General features: G+C 38.5%; 15 protein-coding genes, 1 tRNA gene, 1 pseudogene and 1 other annotated feature. Of the genes and pseudogenes, 9 read left to right on the top strand and 8 right to left on the bottom strand.

The window, feature by feature from the left end; translation table 11 throughout:
* Positions 1–89: 89 nt before the first annotated feature.
* The 5 genes and pseudogenes from FTT70_RS10095 to FTT70_RS10075 all read right to left on the bottom strand — a co-directional run bounded on the left by FTT70_RS10095 (position 90) and on the right by FTT70_RS10075 (position 7,581).
* Entirely contained in the window at positions 90–2,336 is a 2,247-nt protein-coding gene (locus FTT70_RS10095; protein ID WP_257229401.1) for a site-specific DNA-methyltransferase, read from the bottom strand.
* Positions 2,337–2,479: 143 nt separating this feature from the next.
* On the bottom strand, positions 2,480–5,317 hold the full coding sequence (locus tag FTT70_RS10090; RefSeq protein WP_180168599.1) for an SNF2-related protein: 2,838 nt from the start codon (positions 5,315–5,317) through the stop codon (positions 2,480–2,482).
* A gap of 119 nt (positions 5,318–5,436) precedes the next feature.
* Positions 5,437–6,670 (bottom strand): annotated as a pseudogene (locus tag FTT70_RS10085) (IS3 family transposase).
* Positions 6,279–6,395, bottom strand: a sequence feature (AL1L pseudoknot). (Overlaps the previous pseudogene by 117 nt.)
* Positions 6,645–7,397: an integrase arm-type DNA-binding domain-containing protein gene (locus FTT70_RS10080; RefSeq protein WP_257229400.1), complete on the bottom strand. Its 753-nt coding sequence runs from the start codon at positions 7,395–7,397 to the stop codon at positions 6,645–6,647. The pseudogene FTT70_RS10085 and the gene FTT70_RS10080 overlap by 26 nt, the downstream one beginning before the upstream one ends.
* A gap of 108 nt (positions 7,398–7,505) precedes the next feature.
* Positions 7,506–7,581: transfer RNA gene (locus FTT70_RS10075), tRNA-Arg, on the bottom strand.
* A gap of 179 nt (positions 7,582–7,760) precedes the next feature.
* Here FTT70_RS10075 and FTT70_RS10070 point away from each other — a divergent pair.
* The 7 genes from FTT70_RS10070 (at position 7,761) to FTT70_RS10040 (ending at position 13,911) form a co-directional block, all read left to right on the top strand.
* Positions 7,761–8,696 carry an ABC transporter ATP-binding protein gene (locus tag FTT70_RS10070; RefSeq protein WP_154320519.1) on the top strand — a complete coding sequence of 312 codons (936 nt, stop codon included), beginning with the start codon at positions 7,761–7,763 and terminating at the stop codon, positions 8,694–8,696.
* Entirely contained in the window at positions 8,693–9,466 is a 774-nt protein-coding gene (locus FTT70_RS10065) for an ABC transporter permease (protein WP_004972812.1), read from the top strand. Before FTT70_RS10070 ends, FTT70_RS10065 begins: the two co-directional genes overlap by 4 nt.
* On the top strand, positions 9,466–10,281 hold the full coding sequence (queF, locus tag FTT70_RS10060; RefSeq protein WP_180168598.1) for an NADPH-dependent 7-cyano-7-deazaguanine reductase QueF: 816 nt from the start codon (positions 9,466–9,468) through the stop codon (positions 10,279–10,281). Before FTT70_RS10065 ends, queF begins: the two co-directional genes overlap by 1 nt.
* 18 nt (positions 10,282–10,299) lie before the next feature.
* Positions 10,300–10,950 carry a hypothetical protein gene (locus FTT70_RS10055; RefSeq protein WP_070152374.1) on the top strand — a complete coding sequence of 217 codons (651 nt, stop codon included), beginning with the start codon at positions 10,300–10,302 and terminating at the stop codon, positions 10,948–10,950.
* Between the two features lie 369 nt (positions 10,951–11,319).
* Positions 11,320–12,321, top strand: a complete 1,002-nt coding sequence (mltB, locus tag FTT70_RS10050) for a lytic murein transglycosylase B (protein ID WP_131261569.1) — start codon at positions 11,320–11,322, stop codon at positions 12,319–12,321.
* A gap of 294 nt (positions 12,322–12,615) precedes the next feature.
* On the top strand, positions 12,616–13,224 hold the full coding sequence (locus FTT70_RS10045; RefSeq protein ID WP_004972798.1) for a septal ring lytic transglycosylase RlpA family protein: 609 nt from the start codon (positions 12,616–12,618) through the stop codon (positions 13,222–13,224).
* A gap of 231 nt (positions 13,225–13,455) precedes the next feature.
* Positions 13,456–13,911, top strand: coding sequence for a DUF962 domain-containing protein (locus tag FTT70_RS10040; RefSeq protein WP_154320516.1), 456 nt, complete (start codon positions 13,456–13,458; stop codon positions 13,909–13,911).
* Between the two features lie 34 nt (positions 13,912–13,945).
* Here FTT70_RS10040 and FTT70_RS10035 read toward each other — a convergent pair whose 3' ends face one another.
* The 3 genes from FTT70_RS10035 to rpsB all read right to left on the bottom strand — a co-directional run bounded on the left by FTT70_RS10035 (position 13,946) and on the right by rpsB (position 16,425).
* Positions 13,946–14,467: a DUF3465 domain-containing protein gene (locus FTT70_RS10035; protein ID WP_179997281.1), complete on the bottom strand. Its 522-nt coding sequence runs from the start codon at positions 14,465–14,467 to the stop codon at positions 13,946–13,948.
* Between the two features lie 192 nt (positions 14,468–14,659).
* Positions 14,660–15,535 (bottom strand): translation elongation factor Ts, encoded by an 876-nt coding sequence (gene tsf / locus FTT70_RS10030; RefSeq protein ID WP_004972793.1) that lies wholly within the window; start codon positions 15,533–15,535, stop codon positions 14,660–14,662.
* 143 nt (positions 15,536–15,678) lie between these two features.
* Positions 15,679–16,425: a 30S ribosomal protein S2 gene (gene rpsB, locus FTT70_RS10025; protein WP_004972791.1), complete on the bottom strand. Its 747-nt coding sequence runs from the start codon at positions 16,423–16,425 to the stop codon at positions 15,679–15,681.
* 208 nt (positions 16,426–16,633) lie between these two features.
* Here rpsB and map point away from each other — a divergent pair, with 208 nt between their 5' ends.
* Positions 16,634–17,461, top strand: a complete 828-nt coding sequence (gene map, locus FTT70_RS10020) for a type I methionyl aminopeptidase (protein WP_154320514.1) — start codon at positions 16,634–16,636, stop codon at positions 17,459–17,461.
* Between the two features lie 346 nt (positions 17,462–17,807).
* Positions 17,808–18,884, top strand: a complete 1,077-nt coding sequence (locus FTT70_RS10015; RefSeq protein ID WP_180168597.1) for an OmpW family protein — start codon at positions 17,808–17,810, stop codon at positions 18,882–18,884.
* Positions 18,885–19,097 lie beyond the last annotated feature (213 nt).

The raw sequence follows: 19,097 nt of genomic DNA, 5'->3' as shown, positions 1-19,097 counted from the left end.
TTGTTCCATTTTAGAGATTTGTTTAAGATAAGATATAACTCATTGAGATGTGTCATAGTATTCGTCGTTAGAAAACAATTATTGTGACATTATTTCAATGAGTTATCTATTTTTGTCGTGTACAGAGGTAAAATTGACACCACATGGCTTGTATTATTCCTTTTTTTCTTAATTTCAATTGCCCCACTTTTTGAAATATGAAATGTGGTCTCTTGATTTTTTGAATCAAATATTGGCTTACAATCATTTGCTATATATTTTTCCAATAAATCTTTAGAAGACCAACCACTCTCTACGATAGTTGGTTCTAGTAATTTATTATTTTTAACGATCGCTGATTGATGATAAAAAGGATATGCATCAAAACGGCTTTCAATAGTAAGTTCACTTTCAGTGCAAGGAAAGTTTTTTGGTAGCTCCACTTTAGAAATAGGATTCTTAGAACCATTTTTTACAATAGTATTAAGTATATAAGGTGAGTAGACTTTACTATCCTTTGAAACAGATGGATCGATACCTGTCGGTAAACCCAAATTTTGAATATTTTTTGCATAAGATAAAATATATTCATGACAAACTTTGACTCTAGCCTGATTATCAAAGTTTCCTTCTGTTCTCCAAATCAAATTCCCAAAAAAATTTGATTTGGAGAACAGATTATCTAAAATCTGTCTTAATAAAAAAACTTCATTATCATCAATACTTGAGTAAAAAACACCATTTTTTGCAAGTAATCCGTATGATTTTTGAACAACTTCATTAATCATAGAGCACCAACTAGAATGTAACAGATTATCTTTATAAAGAAATCCATCAGCTCCTGTATTATAAGGAGGGTCAATGTATATACATTTTATTTCTTCTTGGTATTTGCTTTTTAATAAGCTTAAAGCTTGAAAATTATCACTATTAATAATTAAACCATCAGTTTGTGCATCTAAGTCATCAATTTTTTGTAAAAGCTTTGCTTTAAACTCTAAGCCAAATAATGAAGTATCCACCATTAAAGCTTGGTGCTGTTTTAAATAGTCAACCGTTCCCCAACCTGCTTCTTTACCTTTAAAGCCTAAATCTTCCCATTGTTGCCATTGTGCTGTATTGTCAGCAATTTCAGCATACAAGGACTCATCCACTCGGTCTAAAGTAATACAATACTCAGCACTAACGACAAACTTTTTCTTTAGCCACAACTTTTTCTGAAAATCTTCAAGCGAAGCCAAGAAACTAATAATTTCTAAACCAATTTGACGCAAACACTTGATAATACTGAGCTGACGTTCAATCTGAATAAACTGATCGGTACTCACCACATCATCTAGATGCATCACTTCATTTTTAATATAAAAATCAAGTTCATGACGTAGGAATTTTCCTAAGTCTTTATGAATAAAATAATCTGCTGTATTTTTTTGCGTATAGGTACTCAAATGCTTTTGCAACACTGTACGCTTTGGTTCTTTTTCAGTCGGCGCAAGTTGTTGTAAATCTTGTAACCAAGTATCTGGAATAACTGAACTATCAATAACTAGATCGTATGTTTGTTTATTCAATACTTCTTGCTTTGTTCCTTTTGGAGTTGCGACGTATTGAAAATAAATAACTAATTCTTTATCTGTAATAAAAATTGGATCAATTTTTTCTTCAACTTCAACACCATCTTCATCAATAAAAGTTCTGATAACAGGCTGAGTTAAAGGTACAATTTCAAAATGACGTGATTTATCATTATCTTTACGGTTTTCTCTTGCTGTGTCTGCACTCACCAAACGAAATAAAACTGAACGTTCATCGTTCAACTTAAAACGATAGTTGCTAAACATCTCCCCAGACTTGGTGTAGTACTGGTCTTTGTTTGCCCAGTGCAACATGACTTCCTCACCAGAGTAAGGAATAGCGTAGGTATCACCCTTATAACGACGTTGGCTAATAAAGTCACCATCATCATAATAACGACTAAAGAACGTGAGCAAATGACTATACACTTGCGACTGATCTGTCATTTCATGTGCATCAGCTTGGGTTAAAGCAATGTATTTTTGACCTAATGCACTTTCAATTGCTTCAGCATCAATGAGTTGTCCTTGCTCATTAAAAGCACGTTTACCAAATTCTGCTTTCAGCTCAGCTTCTAATTCTTTTAAAACATTTTCATCAAGACTCGACTTTGCTTCGCCAAGATATTGTTCTACTTTAGTTTTTAAACGCTTATCCAGAAATTCAGCAATTTCAGTACTGCGTGCGTTTAGAATACGATAAACTCCAAAATCCAAATCAGGACGATTGATTTGAAAAATCTCTTTGAGTTTAGAAACAAGTGCAGAAAACTGAGTACTCATGAATATTTCCTATTTTTCAAAACCTTATGATAAATAGGTTCTGGTGAAGCGAGTTAAAATTGCTTAGGCAAAATTAACCAATAAGCATACTTCAAACTACTTTAAATATAAAAAAAAATTGTAGAAAAAAATAGCAATTGGTATTAAACCAACTGCCACCTCACTACAAATAAATTCTCGGCTTTGCTTGAGCGATGTAGTCTTTGCTCTAGTGCTTCAATCAGCGCATCACGCTTATCTGCTATCTCATCTTCAACATCAAAAACCTGTTGTCGCATGCGTCGTTTTTCTTTTTCAGCTTTTTGTATTTCTTCCTGTAGTCGTTTTTCAGTTTCAATATTAGGTGCTTTGCGAGACTCTCGTTTAAGACTAGATATTTTTAACTTTATATCTTCAAGCATTTTCTCCACAGCAAGCAAACTATCCTCAGCCCACTGCTCTAACTTATCGCGTTCCTTTCTAAAAAACTCATCATTCAATTCCAAAGCATGATTTAAAGCAACTTGATATTGCTTATCAATATTTGCCTGAAATAGGTCGGGAATCGTGTCTACCACATCAGACAATACTGTTGCATTGACTTGAAGCAAACGCTCACACAAATCTACATCTAAAACCCTACCATCATCAGTCATTGCTGTGATCACAATATGTTCTTCTTCTTGAAAAGAATCCAAACTCAAGACCGTAATAGATAGCCAACCCTTTTGCCCTTTTAACTCTTCTAGTAGCGTTACCTTTTGACCATACTGGCTATAATCAAACTGAATGAATTGTTTTGGTGTTTGTAAGCCTTTGGCATTATCTAAAACAAATTCACCAAGCGGATGAGTCAAACGATAGATAAAAGTATTTTCAGGAATTCGCTCACCTTTTCGTATAAGCTGATATTTCCCTGAAGGTGCATTCAAAATTGGAGATTTTGTTAAGTCAAAACTTAAATCTTGGTCGTGAAAGTTAGCAAATTTACCAAGAATATATTTTGTAGATAGCCAAAACAAACGACTAATTTTATCTAGCTGTAGTTCAGCTCGTTCTTTTTGTACTTTTAGCAAGTCATGAATATCTGCATCAAAATGCTCAAGTAACAGCTCTTGCGTCCTTTTCATTTTAACGTTGATTTGCTCTTCTAGCTCATATCTTAATTGCTTAAAGCTTTGTTCTATTTCTTCTGGACTACGACACTGATCATAAATTTCAGAAATCCGTTTTTCAAAATTTATACCACTTTCAACTGTCCCTAAAATGTCATTCGAGGCACCAAAGACACCATCAAATAATTGAAATTTATCTTTAAGTAACTCTAAAACTCGCTGATCGGCTTCATTCCTTTCATTTAAAAAATTAACCACAACAACATCAAATTCCTGACCATAACGATGGCAACGACCTATCCGTTGTTCCACACGTTGCGGATTCCATGGTAAATCATAGTTAATGACCAAAGAGCAAAATTGTAAATTCACACCTTCTGCTGCTGCTTCTGTCGCAATGAGTATTTCTGCCTCATTCTTAAAAAAATCGATTAAAGCCGTGCGCCGATCAATTGCTGGTGAGCCTGTAACATGTTGAGTCCCTAAATATTTACCCAACCACTTTTGATAAATACCTGTATTCGTTGCAGATGTATTACTTCCATTAAATCCTATTACTTTTCCGTTGTATCCTCGTGCTTCCAAGAATGCGATCAAGTATTCCTGAGTACGCTTTGATTCAGTAAAAATAACAGCCTTTCGTTTCGCTCCCATTTCAAACATACGAGCAAAGCCTTGCTCAATGGCTGAAAGCAAAGCAAAAGTTTTACTATCATCTTTAATTTTATAAGCCTGCTGTATATACCGTTCAATTTCAGCTATTTCAGATTTAATTAAACTAACATCTATTTGTCCATGACCTGCTTCCTCATCAAAATCATCCAGCAGCTCTTCATCCATATCCTCATCAACAATAAAATTACTGAGCCAATCTTCATCTAGACTCTGCTGTTCAAGCAATTTTTTCAGTCGCTGTTGAATAGCTTCTAAAGTTGCAATTACAGCAGGAGTCGAGGATGCCAAAAGTTTTCTTAAAACAATTGAAATTAAATGTTTTTGTTGTTGTGGAAATGCATAGCTGACATCTCGCTGCAAATACTCACTGATTGAATCATATAAGCTTTGCTCATCATCAGTAGGCTTAAAAGGAACAGTTAGAGCATGGCGATTGGTATAAGGTACATATTCCAAAACATCTTTCCGCAATGTCCTTTGCATAAATTGTTGGATTCTTTTTTTTAACGATTGAATATCACCATCAACCACATATCTAGAACGAAATGCTTTCTCATCCCCAAATAAGTGCTCATCTATTATCGTACTTAAACCATAAAGCTCCATTAAAGTGTTCTGTAACGGTGTCGCTGTTAATAACAACTTTTTCTTGCCTATCAATGAGCGTTTAAGACTATTCCCAATTTTGTTACTTGAGCGATGAGCATTCCGTAATTTATGTGCTTCATCAATGACAACTAAATCCCATGGAATTTGTGCCAAGGCATATTCCATTCGATTTGCAAAAGGATATGAAATTATAGAAATCTTGCCATTTTTAAATGGATCATAAACACCATCTTTACGTGCCATATTCCAAGTTTTTAAATCTAAAACTTGTGTAGGCAAGTTAAATTTATCCTGTAGTTCTTGTGCCCATTGCTTTCGTAAAGAAGCTGGGCAAATAATCAACAAGTTTCGACGTCGTTCTGCCCAGTACTGACAAAGCACTAACGCCGCTTCAATCGTTTTACCTAATCCTACTTCATCAGCAAGAATGACCCCTTTACTTAAAGGATTATTTAAAGCAAAAAGTGCAGCTTCAATTTGGTGAGGATTTACATCGACCTGAGCATCAAACAACGACTGCGACAAACGATCAACGTCTGATGCCGAGCGTTTTTTTGTAATTTCCCATGCAAAATATTTTATTTGGTGGTTGGTATAAGTCATTATTTAAGTATTATTAAAAGCTAGTATTTGATTTTAAATATAAATGTTTATAGATTTTCTTCAATCCCTAAATGTTACTTTGAACCGTACCGGGTTTGTCGGAGACTTTTTTATTTAAGTTAGGCCACCTGACCTAACGGGTTAATCTTATCATAGTACATTGCTTCAAACTCAAAAGGTGATACATAACCCAGTGCACTGTGTACACGCTCTTTATTGAACCAATCTACCCAGTTTAGTGTCGCAAGTTGTACATCCGCTAAACCTTGCCAATCCGCTTTTAAATATTCAATCACCTCTGTTTTGTATAAGCCATTCACCGTTTCAGCCAAAGCATTATCGTATGAATCACCGGTCGTACCGACTGATGCTCGTAAATTTGCTGCTTCTAAACGATTGGTATAACGAATGGAAAGATATTGCACGCCTCTGTCACTATGATGAATCACGTTCTTTGGCATGCCTCGATCATGCAATGCTTGCTCCAGTGCATCGAGCACCATATCTGTATTCATACGTGTTGATACTTTCCATCCAACAATTGCTCGCGAGAACACATCAATAATAAAGGCGGTATAGACCCAGCCTGAATGAGTTTGAATATACGTGAAGTCAGCGACCTGAGAAGCACTGCTTCGCAAGGGTCAGGATGATCTGCATTAAAATTGCGTTTTACTAAGTCATCTGCTCGTTTTTGATCATCTCGGCTACGGGTGGTTTGTTTATTCTTACCACGCCAAACACCTTGTATACCTAGCTTCTGCATCAATCGAGCAACTGTACAACGTGCGATAACATAACCTTCACGTTTCAATTGTTGCCAGACCTTACGCACACCATATCGACCTAAACTTTCTTTCCAAATACGTTTGATTTGCTCTGCATGATGTAAATCATGCAGAGCACGTTTCGCTCGATGTTCTGGGTTATCAACGAGATCTAAAGCCCGATAATAGGTCGAAGCTGCAATCGGTAAAATTCTACAAATCGCTTCAACACCATATCGATCTTTATTGTTCTGGATAAAATCCACCATTATTTGTGTGGGCGGTCGAGCTCCGCCTGGGCGAAAAAAGCGGCTGCTTTACGTAGAATTTCATTGGCACGTTTTAATTCTTTAATTTCACGTTCCATTTGCTTCATTTTTTCTTGGTCAGATATCTGTTGTACTTTGGCAGGATTTAGTTGATCCATATGCTTTAAATACCAAACACGCAATGTTTCAGGAGTACAACCAATCTTAGGTGCAATAGCTGTGATTGCAGCCCAAGTAGAAGGATAATCTTTTTCAGATTCAATCAATAATTGAACCGCTCTTTCTCTGATTTCAGGGGTATATTTTTGTTTTGTCATTGGAACATTCTCTCAAGAAAGTTGGTCTCCGACAAACCCGGTACGGTTCAATATTCTTTAATAGTTGTCCTAGCTTTTGCTCATCAGTAATAGCCGCTCGATGCTTAGTTTTACCCACCTTCAAAATACCGCTAATTTGGTCAGCAACGTTAAATTGACATAAACCCAAAGCAATCGCATACCGAAACACCTGAGATGCTTTACTTCTCATTCGCTTTGCTGAGTCAGTCTTACCTTGTCTTTCATAAAGACGGCATACTTCCAAAATTTGAGTGGCTGTTATCGAATCAATGGGGAACTCACCAATAGCAACATAAAGCTTATCCCAGATAAACTGATTCCGACGTTGTGTACTTGGTTCCAGCTCTTCAGTCTTACGGTATTCATCTGCTACTGATCTAAAACTATTATTTCGACATTGGGACTGTTTATCTTGCTTTTGAATTGCTGGGTCAATATTCTGCGCAAGCAGTTCTCTAAACTCACTTCGTTTTGCGCGAGCTCTGGCCAATGTACAACTTGGATAAATACCGATAGCTATAGTGGCTCTTTTCTTAGAGATTGGGCGAATATAATCAAAACGCCAATATGCCCCACCTTTTCTATCTAACAATAGATAAAGACCACCACCATCTGAAAGCTTAATATTCTTTTCAAATGATTTCTTTTGCATTGATATTGCAGACTTAATTTTTGAGTCAGTCAGACTGATAACTAATTTAGGCATTTTTACGGTATCCTAAAACGCCTTTGGATAGTATCGGACAACCCAGTTACGTAAGTTATTTATTTTAAATGATTTTAAGACAATATCGGAAGGGATAAAACAAGGAAATGGTGCGCTCAGCGGGACTCGAACCCACGCCACAGGCTTCGGAGACCTGTACTCTATCCAGTTGAGCTATGAGCGCGCGCTGCACATCATAACAAAAAATTGCTGAAGGTAAAGCAACTATATATAAGTTACGTATTTTTATGCTTATGCTTTAAACAATGTTCCAAACTTGCAACATAGAATTCCATCTAACTTACTTGGTTTATTGGCGCAGATCGCTCACAATAGTGGCTCTATTCCTCAAGTGAGAATTTCATGACTGATGCATTGACGTTAAGGGACGTGTCAAAGACCTATCGAAATGGTTTCCAAGCACTGAAAGGAATTAATTTGACCGTTCCTGAAGGCGAGTTTTATGCCCTACTTGGACCCAATGGTGCAGGTAAATCTACAACCATTAGCATCATCAGTTCTCTCACCAAAAAAACGGCAGGCACGGTAGAAATTTTTGGGCACAATCTGGATACACAACCATCTCAAGCCAAGCAGTGCTTAGGAGTTGTGCCGCAAGAATTTAACTTCGGTCAGTTTGAAAAGACGTTTGATATTTTGGTCACACAAGCAGGCTATTACGGTATCCCTAAAAAAATTGCCGAACAACGTGCCGAAGAATATTTAGAAAAACTGGGTTTGTGGGATAAACGTGCCACTCAAGCGCGAATGCTGTCTGGCGGCATGAAGCGTCGTTTAATGATTGCACGTGCCATGATGCACGAACCGAAACTACTTATTTTGGATGAACCCACTGCAGGTGTAGATATTGAGCTGCGTCGTTCAATGTGGGATTTTTTAACAGAGATGAATGATAAAGGCACCTCAATCATTCTCACTACCCACTATTTAGAAGAAGCCGAAATGTTGTGTCGTCGTATCGCGATTATTGATCGTGGTGTGATTAAAGAAGACACTTCCATGAAAAACTTCTTAAACCAGTTAAGTGAAGAATCTTTTATTTTCGATTTAGCTGAACCGATTCAACCCATTCATTTAGATATTATTGGTGTACGTTTCAACTTAATTGATGCAGTGACCCTAGAAGTCACTATGGATAAAGCTCACACCTTAAATGATTTATTCCAACTTTTAGAAGCACAAGGCATTCGCGTGCGCAGTATGCGTAATAAGTCCAACCGTCTAGAAGAGTTATTTGTCAAAATGGTCGAAAAGAATTTAGATGGAGCTGCGCAATGAATTTTACCCAACTGCGGATTGCACTCTATACCTTAGTGCATAAAGAAATTCGTCGTTTTATGCGCATTTGGCCACAAACCTTGTTACCACCTGCTATCACCATGAGTTTGTACTTCGTGATTTTTGGTAATTTGGTCGGTTCGCGTATTGGTGAAATGGGCGGCTTTAGCTATATGCAATTTATTGTGCCCGGCTTAATTATGATGGCAGTCATTACCAACAGCTATGCCAACGTATCTTCAAGTTTTTTTAGTGCAAAATTCCAGAAAAGCATTGAAGAACTAATCATGAGCCCTGTACCTTTGCATGCCATTTTATGGGGCTATGTTTTGGGTGGTGTTAGTCGTGGCGTATTGGTCGGTATTATTGTCACCACCATGAGTCTATTCTTTACCGACCTTTATATTACCAATTGGTTTGTTACCATTTATACCGTATTAATTACGTCCTTTTTATTTTCATTAGGCGGTTTTATTAATGCTGTTTATGCCAAATCATTTGATGATATTTCTATTATTCCAACTTTTGTACTGACTCCACTGACTTATTTAGGTGGTGTATTCTATGCCATTAGTGCCTTAAGCCCTTTTTGGCAAAATCTCTCTTTAATTAACCCTGTGGTGTATATGGTTAATGCTTTCCGTTACGGCATTTTAGGACATAGTGATGTCAACGTGACGATTTCATTATCTGTGATTACACTATGCTGTGCTGTGCTTTATGGTATTGCCTATCATTTACTTTCTCGTGGTTCAGGAATGCGTGAATAATGAGTGTTGAACAATCTCTTCTTGGTAAAGACACCAATTATCCTACAGAATATCAACCCGATATTTTGTTCCCTATTTCACGTGCTGCTGCACGTGAAAAATATGCAGATATTGAGGGAATTCAACTCGGGCAAGACTGGTGGCACGTTTTTGAAATTTCGTGGTTGAATGCCGCAGGTGTTCCACAGGTTGCGATTGGTCGGATTACGCTACCTGCTTCATCACCTAACCTGATCGAATCAAAATCATTAAAGCTCTACTTTAATAGTATGAACTTTACTCGCTTTCAGTCTGAAGCCAATTTCATTGAAACTGTTGAGCATGATTTAACGGCTGCAGCACAAGCACCTGTTACGCTAACTTTATTTAAGGTTGATGATTTGGCAATTAGCCAACCTGAAGGTATTTGTATTGATCAGCTCACGCCTGAGCGTTTAGAGCAGCATCCTGACCCAAGTTTATTGCAATTCGATTTAGAACAAGCGGAAGATATAGAGGTACAACTTTTCTCACATTTATTACGCAGCAATTGTCCTGTCACAGGACAACCTGACTGGGGCACGGTTTTTATCCGTTATCAAGGCAAAAAACCTTGTTATCGCAGTATTTTGGCTTATATTATTTCTTATCGTCAGCATAATGGTTTCCATGAACAATGTGTGGAACAGATGTTTGCAGACATCTGGCAAAAATTCGCACCAGAAAAACTGATGGTATATGCAACCTATACACGTCGTGGTGGTTTAGACATTAACCCTTGCCGTGTATCGGACTTAACATGGATGCCTCGCCCTATTCGTTTAGCGCGACAATAACAACATTGAGGTTGAACAATGCCATTTTTTGGATTCATTCCATCTGCAGAATTATTAAATACGATTGAAACTGCACAACAGAAAAAAAATTCAAGTGAGCCGCTGTACCCACTGCGCGACAAAACCGCATTAATGATTAATGAAGAAATCATTGATGCCATTTTAACCGAGTTGGTACGTCGTTTTCCTGCCAGCGATAAACGCGACACTGCCGAAAAACTTGCGGGCTATGTCAAATCTACCGTTGCAGTACTCCTAAAACAATTATTAAGCAAAGCGCCAAATGATGTCGTGAAACAATCGATTGAATTTTCTGAGCGCAGTAGCTTTAAAGATGCAGCAGGCAATGCACGTGTAGGTGAAACGCTCGATGCAAGTTTAGTGACCAACCTGAAACACAACTATGCCGAAATTCAAGCAGGCAATGAAGTGAACAAAGCTGCTTTAACCGAACTATATAAACAGTTTGCAGAAGCGACGGTACGCCACTTTATGAGCGACTTTAACAAAACCCTCGATTTGGGCATGATTAAGCGTAAAGCAGCAGATATTGGCGCAGCAGCGGTAATTAAAGCTGTCCATATTGCGGTGGATAAAATCATCCCAAATTTAACCAAAGAGGAACTCTTGGTTTTAGCGGAATATCACGACACCTTATTCCATCATTAATATCAGTGGGTTTAACTCATAATGCGTTTTAAGCCCTTTTGTTGCATGTTAAGTGCAAAATGCCTGATTTTGATCAGGCATTTTTATATGCAATGCAATATCAGGATATGTCTGCAACTTTTGCACAATCAAGAATAACTTTTTGCACCTAGATTGAATTTTGTTACAAATCCTGCGCGCTTTTTACACATTCTTTGTCTATTTTTGTATAAGTTTTTGCAAACCAGTCACGCATGAATGCTATCTTAGCCGCTTACTTCGCTTTCGCAGTTTGGCCCCAATAGCGGCTTATTCTTCATATATAAGTAGCAACTTATTTACTGCATATAAATAAGTTGTGTAAATCATCAATTTGGAATTTTCCTCAATATGTTCAAACTTGATTTTTATAACAAACTAAAACGTCTTTCTTTACTCATTGGTGCATTTTCTATCACCAGTTTTTGTCTGGCCAATGATTTCCAAAATCATCCGTCTTATGCCAGTTTTAAACAAAAAACCATGCAGACCTATGGCTTGAGTGCAGCACAAGTCGATTGGGCGATGGAAGGCTCTAAAAACTTACCCAATATCATCAACATCATGAACCGCCCAGGCGAAAGTAAGCCTTGGTACGACTATAAAACCAATTTCCTTGCAGAAAGCACTATTCAGCGCGGTGTGCGCTTTAAACAACAATATGCAGACACGCTCAATCGTGCTGAACAGCAATTTGGTGTACCGCAATCCATTATTTTAGGGATTCTGGGTGTAGAAACAGGTTTTGGAAGCAATAAGGGCTCTTTTGTAACCCGTGATGCCCTTGCCACCTTAGGCTTTGGTTATGAACGTCGCGCGGAATACTTTAAAGATGAACTCGCAGCACTGATCGCATGGTCATATAAAGATGGTGTGCCAACTTCTTCAATTGTTGGTTCTTATGCAGGTGCTGTTGGTTATCCGCAGTTTATGCCTAGCAATATTCCAAAATTTGGGGTCGATTATGACGGCAACGGACATATTGATCTACGCAACTCGGCAGTCGATGCCATTGGCTCCATTGCAAACTACTTGGCACAACATGGCTGGCAGCGCAATCAACCCATTGCATTTGCTGCACGATATACAGGCAACAATCCTGACAGTGTCATTGCCAAAGATTTGACCCTGCCAACACCTTATGGGGTTTTAAAATCGCAAGGCGTGATGCCAATGAATCCAATTGTGCAAATAGATGACCTCGACTTGGTCAATGTCATTCAATTACAAGAAAATTATGGTCATATCTACTATATAACCTACCCAAATTTTCAGGTGATTACGACTTATAACCGTAGCCGTATGTATGCGACTGCACTGTGGTTATTGGGCACTGAAATTGCGAGTCGCTAAGTACAAATTTAAATATAAAACCAAAAAGTCAAGAAATATTTTTGACAATTTGATCACAAAACAAACTTTTTACACATAGTGTTACAATATTGATTATTTTTTAATCAAATAGAGTTGGTTTTTGGTACTTTTTGTCATTATTTTCGTATAAAGACTAGACACCTTTAGTGAGGGATGAATATTATCCATGTCGTCAAATGTAGTCGAAAAAGTGAAATTACAGACAGGATTACCACTATTTCAATCAGTTAAGAGCGAAATAAGTTAAAAATTCTGTCTTCAGGAGTTCAAACCATGCATAGTTCACTTAAATACTTACTTGCACTTTCTGCAGCTGTTGCCCTAAGTCAGTCGCAAGCTGAAATGGTGCAATCATCATTCAACAATGATAATGAGTCATCTAGCCTAGCTGCGCGTGTACTCAACAAAGAAGCACAAAGTTTTAATTCACATTTCTCAAATTTGAATAGCCTTTCAATCACCGAACGTTCAGGCGACCAAATCCGTCGTCAAACGATTGCAGCGAAAATTGAAATTCCTGCTGAAGAGCCTTCAGTGATTGAAAAGTTAAATACAGTGGCATCGAACACTGTACGTAAATTTAGCCAAACAGGTATGGCATCTTGGTACGGTCGTCAATTCCACGGTCGTAAAACTGCAAGCGGTGAAACGTTCGACATGAACGCAATGACTGCTGCACACCGTAGCCTGCCGCTAAACTGCTATATTCGCGTAACCAATAAAAACAATGGTAAAAGCGTTGTAGTTAAAGTAAATGACCGTGGTCCATTCCATGGCAACCGTGTACTCGATCTTTCTTATGGCGCTGCAAAACAATTGGGCATCACCAATGCAGGTACTGCCAAAGTAAGCATTGAGCGTATTGACGGTCCAAACTCTTAAGATTCGCTTACACGACTTCACATTTGACTTGAAAGCCACAGCAATGTGGCTTTTTTAATGCCTGTAAGATTTACAGTCATCCCATGCATGTCTGCACCAAGAAGATCCACACAAATTTTGTTGCCACTTCATTTTGAAAATATGAATACTGTTTTGACCACCTCTCTGTTCTCAGTTATATTTTAGACAATCAAACAATAACAACGGATGATCGGTCTACAGGAGTAGTACATGAAGACAGTAAGTGAGTGGCTAGATGAATACAGCGAGAGCCATCAAAATAAAACCAATAAATTAATTCACTGGGTTTGCGTACCAACAATCTTTTTTTCGATTGTCGGTATCTTGGCACATTTCAGTGCTTTACTGACAACCTTACTTCTGGTGCTCAGTTTTATTTTTTATGCACGTTTAGACTTGGTTCTTGCAGTTGCAATGGCAGCGTTAATGTTGGTAATGGCATGGCTGATTTATGTTTTGCCTGTTGGAATGGGTTTTTATATCGCAATTTTTGTTTTGGCGTGGATTGGGCAGTTTTATGGTCACAAAATTGAAGGGAAAAAGCCTTCATTCTTCAAAGACCTCCAATTCCTCCTCATTGGCCCAATTTGGTGCATGGATGCCTATTTAGGTAAAATCCTACCCTCTTGGAAAACACGTCGTAAAACCAGCATTATGAGCGTTTAAGCGCCATATCCTATTTTCATTATCGGAAGAACCGTTATTGATAGGTTCTTCCTTGATGTTTTAACCATCCACCCACGTGTTTGTTTGCTGGATCATGATGCGTCCAGTGAATCACCCCACCCTTATCTGAGTATTCATATTCACCAAAAAACTCAACAGTATCACCTTTTGCAATATTGGTAATTCGTGGTGCAAGATCAATATTATGTGCAACCAATACAGTTTGCCCATTATTCAGTTTTAAAATAAATTTTTGATGACGTGAGCCTTCGTTGTCATCCGCTAACACTGCAATGACCTGCCCACTCGCACGGACTTGTAAATCGCTCTGTTTGCGCTCAAACGCACGTTCAATCAGCTGAACACCCTGAGCATCATCTTGCAGCGTATCTCGCTGTACGTCTAACTGCTCTTTTTCAGTTTGCGATGTGCGAGCAGTACTTGTAGATGGTGCATTTGATGTTTCAGACTGAAACTGCTGTAAATCTATGCCAAAAAATGCAGCAATTAGCACTACAATAATTGCGCCGATGCTTAAATTCTTTTTATTTGCCATATAACCTTCTTGTTCTGATTCCGCTCTATACGATTAAGTCAATCACCCATAACATACTGATTTAAAATTAATATCTTTAATCTTCATCTCAATATTTATGCCACGATTGCATATTGCCAAAATCTATATTCACAAAAAAGCCCCAAAATAAATTGGGGCTTTCCTTACAAAATATTTTACCTTAAGTAAAAATTATTTTGCAGCAGCTTGAGCAGCAGCAACTTCTTCAGCGAAGCTCATTTCTGCTTTTTTCTCAATACCTTCGCCTACTTCGAAACGAACGAATTGAGCAACAGTTGTACCAGTTGCTTTTAATACTTCAGCAACTTTCTTCTCGTTGTCAATTACGTACATTTGACGATCAAGCGCAACTTCGTTCAAGTATTTTTCAACTGAACCAGTTACCATCTTCTCTACGATGTTTGCAGGCTTACCAGATTCAACTGCTTTCGCTTCTGCAATTTCTTTCTCTTTAGCGATAAGATCAGCAGGAACTTGTTCAGCAGTAACAGCAACTGGGTTGAATGCAGCAACGTGCATTGCAATACCTTTACCAGTCGCAGCATCACCTGTGTAAGAAACAACAACACCGATTTTTAAACCGTGCTTGTACACAGCAAGGTTTTCACCTTCAACGATTTGTGCACGACGAACTTGGATGTTTTCACCAATTTTTTGAACAAGTGCAACACGTGTTTCTTCAACAGTTGCGCCATCTTCAAGTTTAAGTTCAGCAATTTTAGCAGCATCAGTTTCGTTTGCAGCAAGAGCAGCAGCAGCAACTTTCGCAGAGAAACCAGCAAAGTTTTCGTCTTTTGCAACGAAGTCAGTTTGACAGTTTACTTCTAAAAGAATCGCTTTGTTGCCTTCTTGAACGATTGTGATTGCACCGTCAGCAGCAATGTTACCTGCTTTTTTAGCAGCTTTTGCTTGACCAGATTTACGAAGGTTGTCAATCGCTAATTCGATGTCACCGCCCGCTTCTGTTAATGCTTTTTTACATTCCATCATTGCTAGACCAGTACGATCACGCAATTCTTTAACCATGCTTGCTGTAACTGCAGTCATGTTTATCTCCTAAAATCGGTAGAAAATGAATTCTTTTTTTAACAGAAACGGCCCAGAGGGTGTCTCTTGGGCCGTCTGCATACATGACGCTTACTTTGCCACCATCACATGTCGCAAAAATGACAAGCTTACGTCAAAACGCATTAAGCCTCAGAAGCAGGAGCTTCTTCGCCTTTTGCTTGAGCATTGGCTTGAGTTTGAGCGTATTCTTTACCAGCAATGATCGCATCAGCCATTGAAGAAGCGTAAAGTGTTACTGCACGGATCGCATCGTCGTTACCCGGAATAACGTAGTCTACGTTGTCTGGGTTAGAGTTTGTATCTACGATACCGATTACAGGAATACCTAAGTTTTTAGCTTCTTTAATTGCAATTGCTTCGTGATCAACGTCAATTACGAATAATGCGTCAGGTAAACCACCCATGTTTTTCACACCGCCTAAAGCGCGCTCAAGTTTTTCCATTTCACGGCTACGCTCTAAAGCTTCACGTTTAGTAAGCTTAGCAAAAGTACCGTCAGTAGACTGAACTTGAAGATCTTTTAAACGGCTGATAGATTGGCGAAGTGTTTTCCAGTTCGTCAACATACCACCTAACCAACGGTGATCTACATACGGTTGACCAGCGCGTTGAGCTTGTTCACGGATGATTGCAGAAGCAGCACGTTTTGTACCAACGAACAAAACTTTGTTCTTTTTGCTAGCCAATTGGTTTGCAAAGTTCAAAGCATCATTTAACGCAGGAACAGTGTGTTCAAGGTTGATGATGTGAATTTTGTTACGCGCACCAAAGATGTATTGACGCATCTTTGGGTTCCAGAAACGTGTTTGGTGACCAAAGTGTGCGCCAGCTTGAAGAAGGTCGCGCATGCTTACGTTGTAATCTGCCATTTTCTTTACCTTAAATGTTTGGGTTAGGCCTCCATATATCCGCATTCTCCACCCCAAAGGGCACCCAGAGTAATGTGACGATATATGTGCGGATTTTTAATTTCCCTTTTACCAAGCTCTTTGAAACATATTCATAAAAAGCATTTGATAAAATGGGCGGCTATTTATACCATAGTCACACACAAATTTCCAAAAGTTTTTAAAGATCATGAACACTACTTATCAAGCACCACGTCGACTTATTAAAACCGCAGAAGATATTGAAAAGATGCGCGTGGCAGGACGACTGGCAGCAGAAGTTTTGGATATGATCAAACCACACGTCAAACCGGGTGTCAGCACGCTAGAACTAGACACTATTTGTCATGACTATATTGTCAATAAACAAGAGGCTATTCCTGCCTGCCTTGGCTACGGCGCAGCACCAGGTCGCCCTGCTTTTCAGCACACCATTTGTACTTCAGTTAACCATGTAGTGTGTCACGGCATTCCGTCTGAAAGTAAAATTCTAAAAAAAGGCGATATTCTAAATATTGATGTTACCGTGATTAAAGATGGTTTTCATGGCGACACCAATATGATGTATGTCGTGGGCGGTGAAACATCTATTTTAGCCAACCGTTTATGTAAAGTTGCTCAAGAAGCCATGTACCGTGGTATGGCGACTGTAAAACCAGGTTCTACCATTGGTGATATTGGTCATGCCATTCAAAAGTATGTCGAATCAGAGCGCTTTAGCGTGGTACGTGAATATTGTGGTCATGGTATTGGCACTACCTTCCATGATGAACCGCAAGTATTGCACTATGGCCAAGCCAATACAGGCATGGTTTTAGAAGAAGGCATGACGTTTACCATTGAACCTATGGTTAACGCAGGCGTATGGCAAACGAAATTACTGGGTGATAAATGGACGGTCGTAACCAAAGACCATAAATTATCGGCACAGTTTGAACATACCATTTTAGTCACCAAAGATGGCTTAGAAGTGCTGACTGCACGCCCTGATGAAGATTTGTCTCGCTTTCAATCCTAAGCTTTAATGACAGTTAGCTAAAATCTGTCATTGGCTTGAAATTGAAACTGTTTGTCAAAAAGATCAGTTTTAAACTGGTCTTTTTTTAATTTATTTGCTCTAAATTTTAAAGATAATTTTAAAATTCAAAAGATTATATAAAAACTTAACACTAAATAGTTAATTTACTGCATTTCAACTACCCGCTATAGAGTTAACAAAAACTCAATACAACTTTCAGATCACAAACAAAAAATTAAAAAAATATGCTGTAAAAACAACAGTTTTATTTTCCCACACCATTTCATAATGCCTCACATAACAAAATCGCAAATAACAACAAGCACAATGGACATGGAGTTCCGTTATGAAAAAAACCTTATGCTGCCTTGCAATCAGCAGCTTACCAATTGTGAGTTATGCCAATTCACCCTACTTCAGCTTACAGGATGGAGATGGTTTTAAACGCTTTTCTGTCTCGGTGGGAGCATTGCACGTTATGCCGCAAGGCAAAGCACAACCGTTCCAAGTGGGTACTGCTGTAAAAAATGGTGAAGTAGCGAATAATGGTGCCATTAAAGTTGATACTGTTATAAATAATTTAAATGGCGATGTTGATCAGACTCTGCTCGCAAATGCGCTTAAAGCGATTGGTACACTGTCTGGTGGAAATTTGAGTGCTGGACTCAGTGGAACTTCAGCAATCAATGGCTTAGAAGGATGGAGTAACCCTGGTACAGGTTTAGAAGCCGATGATGTCACCACCCTCGGGATTATGAGTAACTATTTCTTTACCGATAATGTCTCTTTTGAAGTCAAAGCTGGGATTCCCCCAAAAGTCGATTTACAAGGTAAAGGAAAAATCTATGCACCTTTCTCTGCCATCGCAACGCCACAACTTGCTAACTTGCCGTTAGAGTTTATGAATATTGATTTGAAAAATAATATTTTCATTACCGATTTAGAAGCACATGGCCCTGCTGCTTCTGCCCGTGCTTGGACACCTGCATTTGAGTTTCAATACCATTTTGGCAAAACAGGTGTAAATAAATTCCGTCCTTATGTCGGTGTCGGGTTAATGTATGCTTATTTTAATGAATTAGAAATTAACCCACGCACTGAACAAGATCTGATTGCCGCAGGTCACATGATTGCCAATATTAAAGAAGGAAAAGCGGGCGCATCTTTAGAAGGCACACCAAGTGCAGCCAATCCTAAAGTTGAATTAGATGCCACCGATGCCTTTGCGCCCGTTGCCACTGTCGGTTTTACCTACGACTTTAATGAAAAATGGTTTGCGGTCGGTTCTGTATCTTATGCACATCTTAAAAACGAAACCACCATTACTGTGACCGATGCTAAACACGGCGAACTCATTCACTCCAAAGCCGATATTGAAGTGAATCCAGTGATTGCCTATGCAGGTTTTGGTATGCGTTTTTAAGCATTAATAGCAGTCTTTGATCAGTCCTATTTAAGACGATAATCCCCTTCACTTAATCCTTCTCCCACAGGGAGAAGGATTTTTCAATATCCATTTGGCTTGTAGCTCATGATCATTTTTTGCTTAGAATATTCAAACTAATATCTATAACCAAATTTTATCATTTGATGAATTTTATTTTATCGCGATCTGCGGCTGAATCGACTACCATAA

The organism is Acinetobacter sp. YH01003, assembly GCF_013420525.1.
Classification (GTDB): domain Bacteria; phylum Pseudomonadota; class Gammaproteobacteria; order Pseudomonadales; family Moraxellaceae; genus Acinetobacter; species Acinetobacter towneri.
The sequence above is the reverse complement of the archived record's forward strand: the minus strand, read 5'-3'. Positions and strand labels throughout refer to the sequence as shown.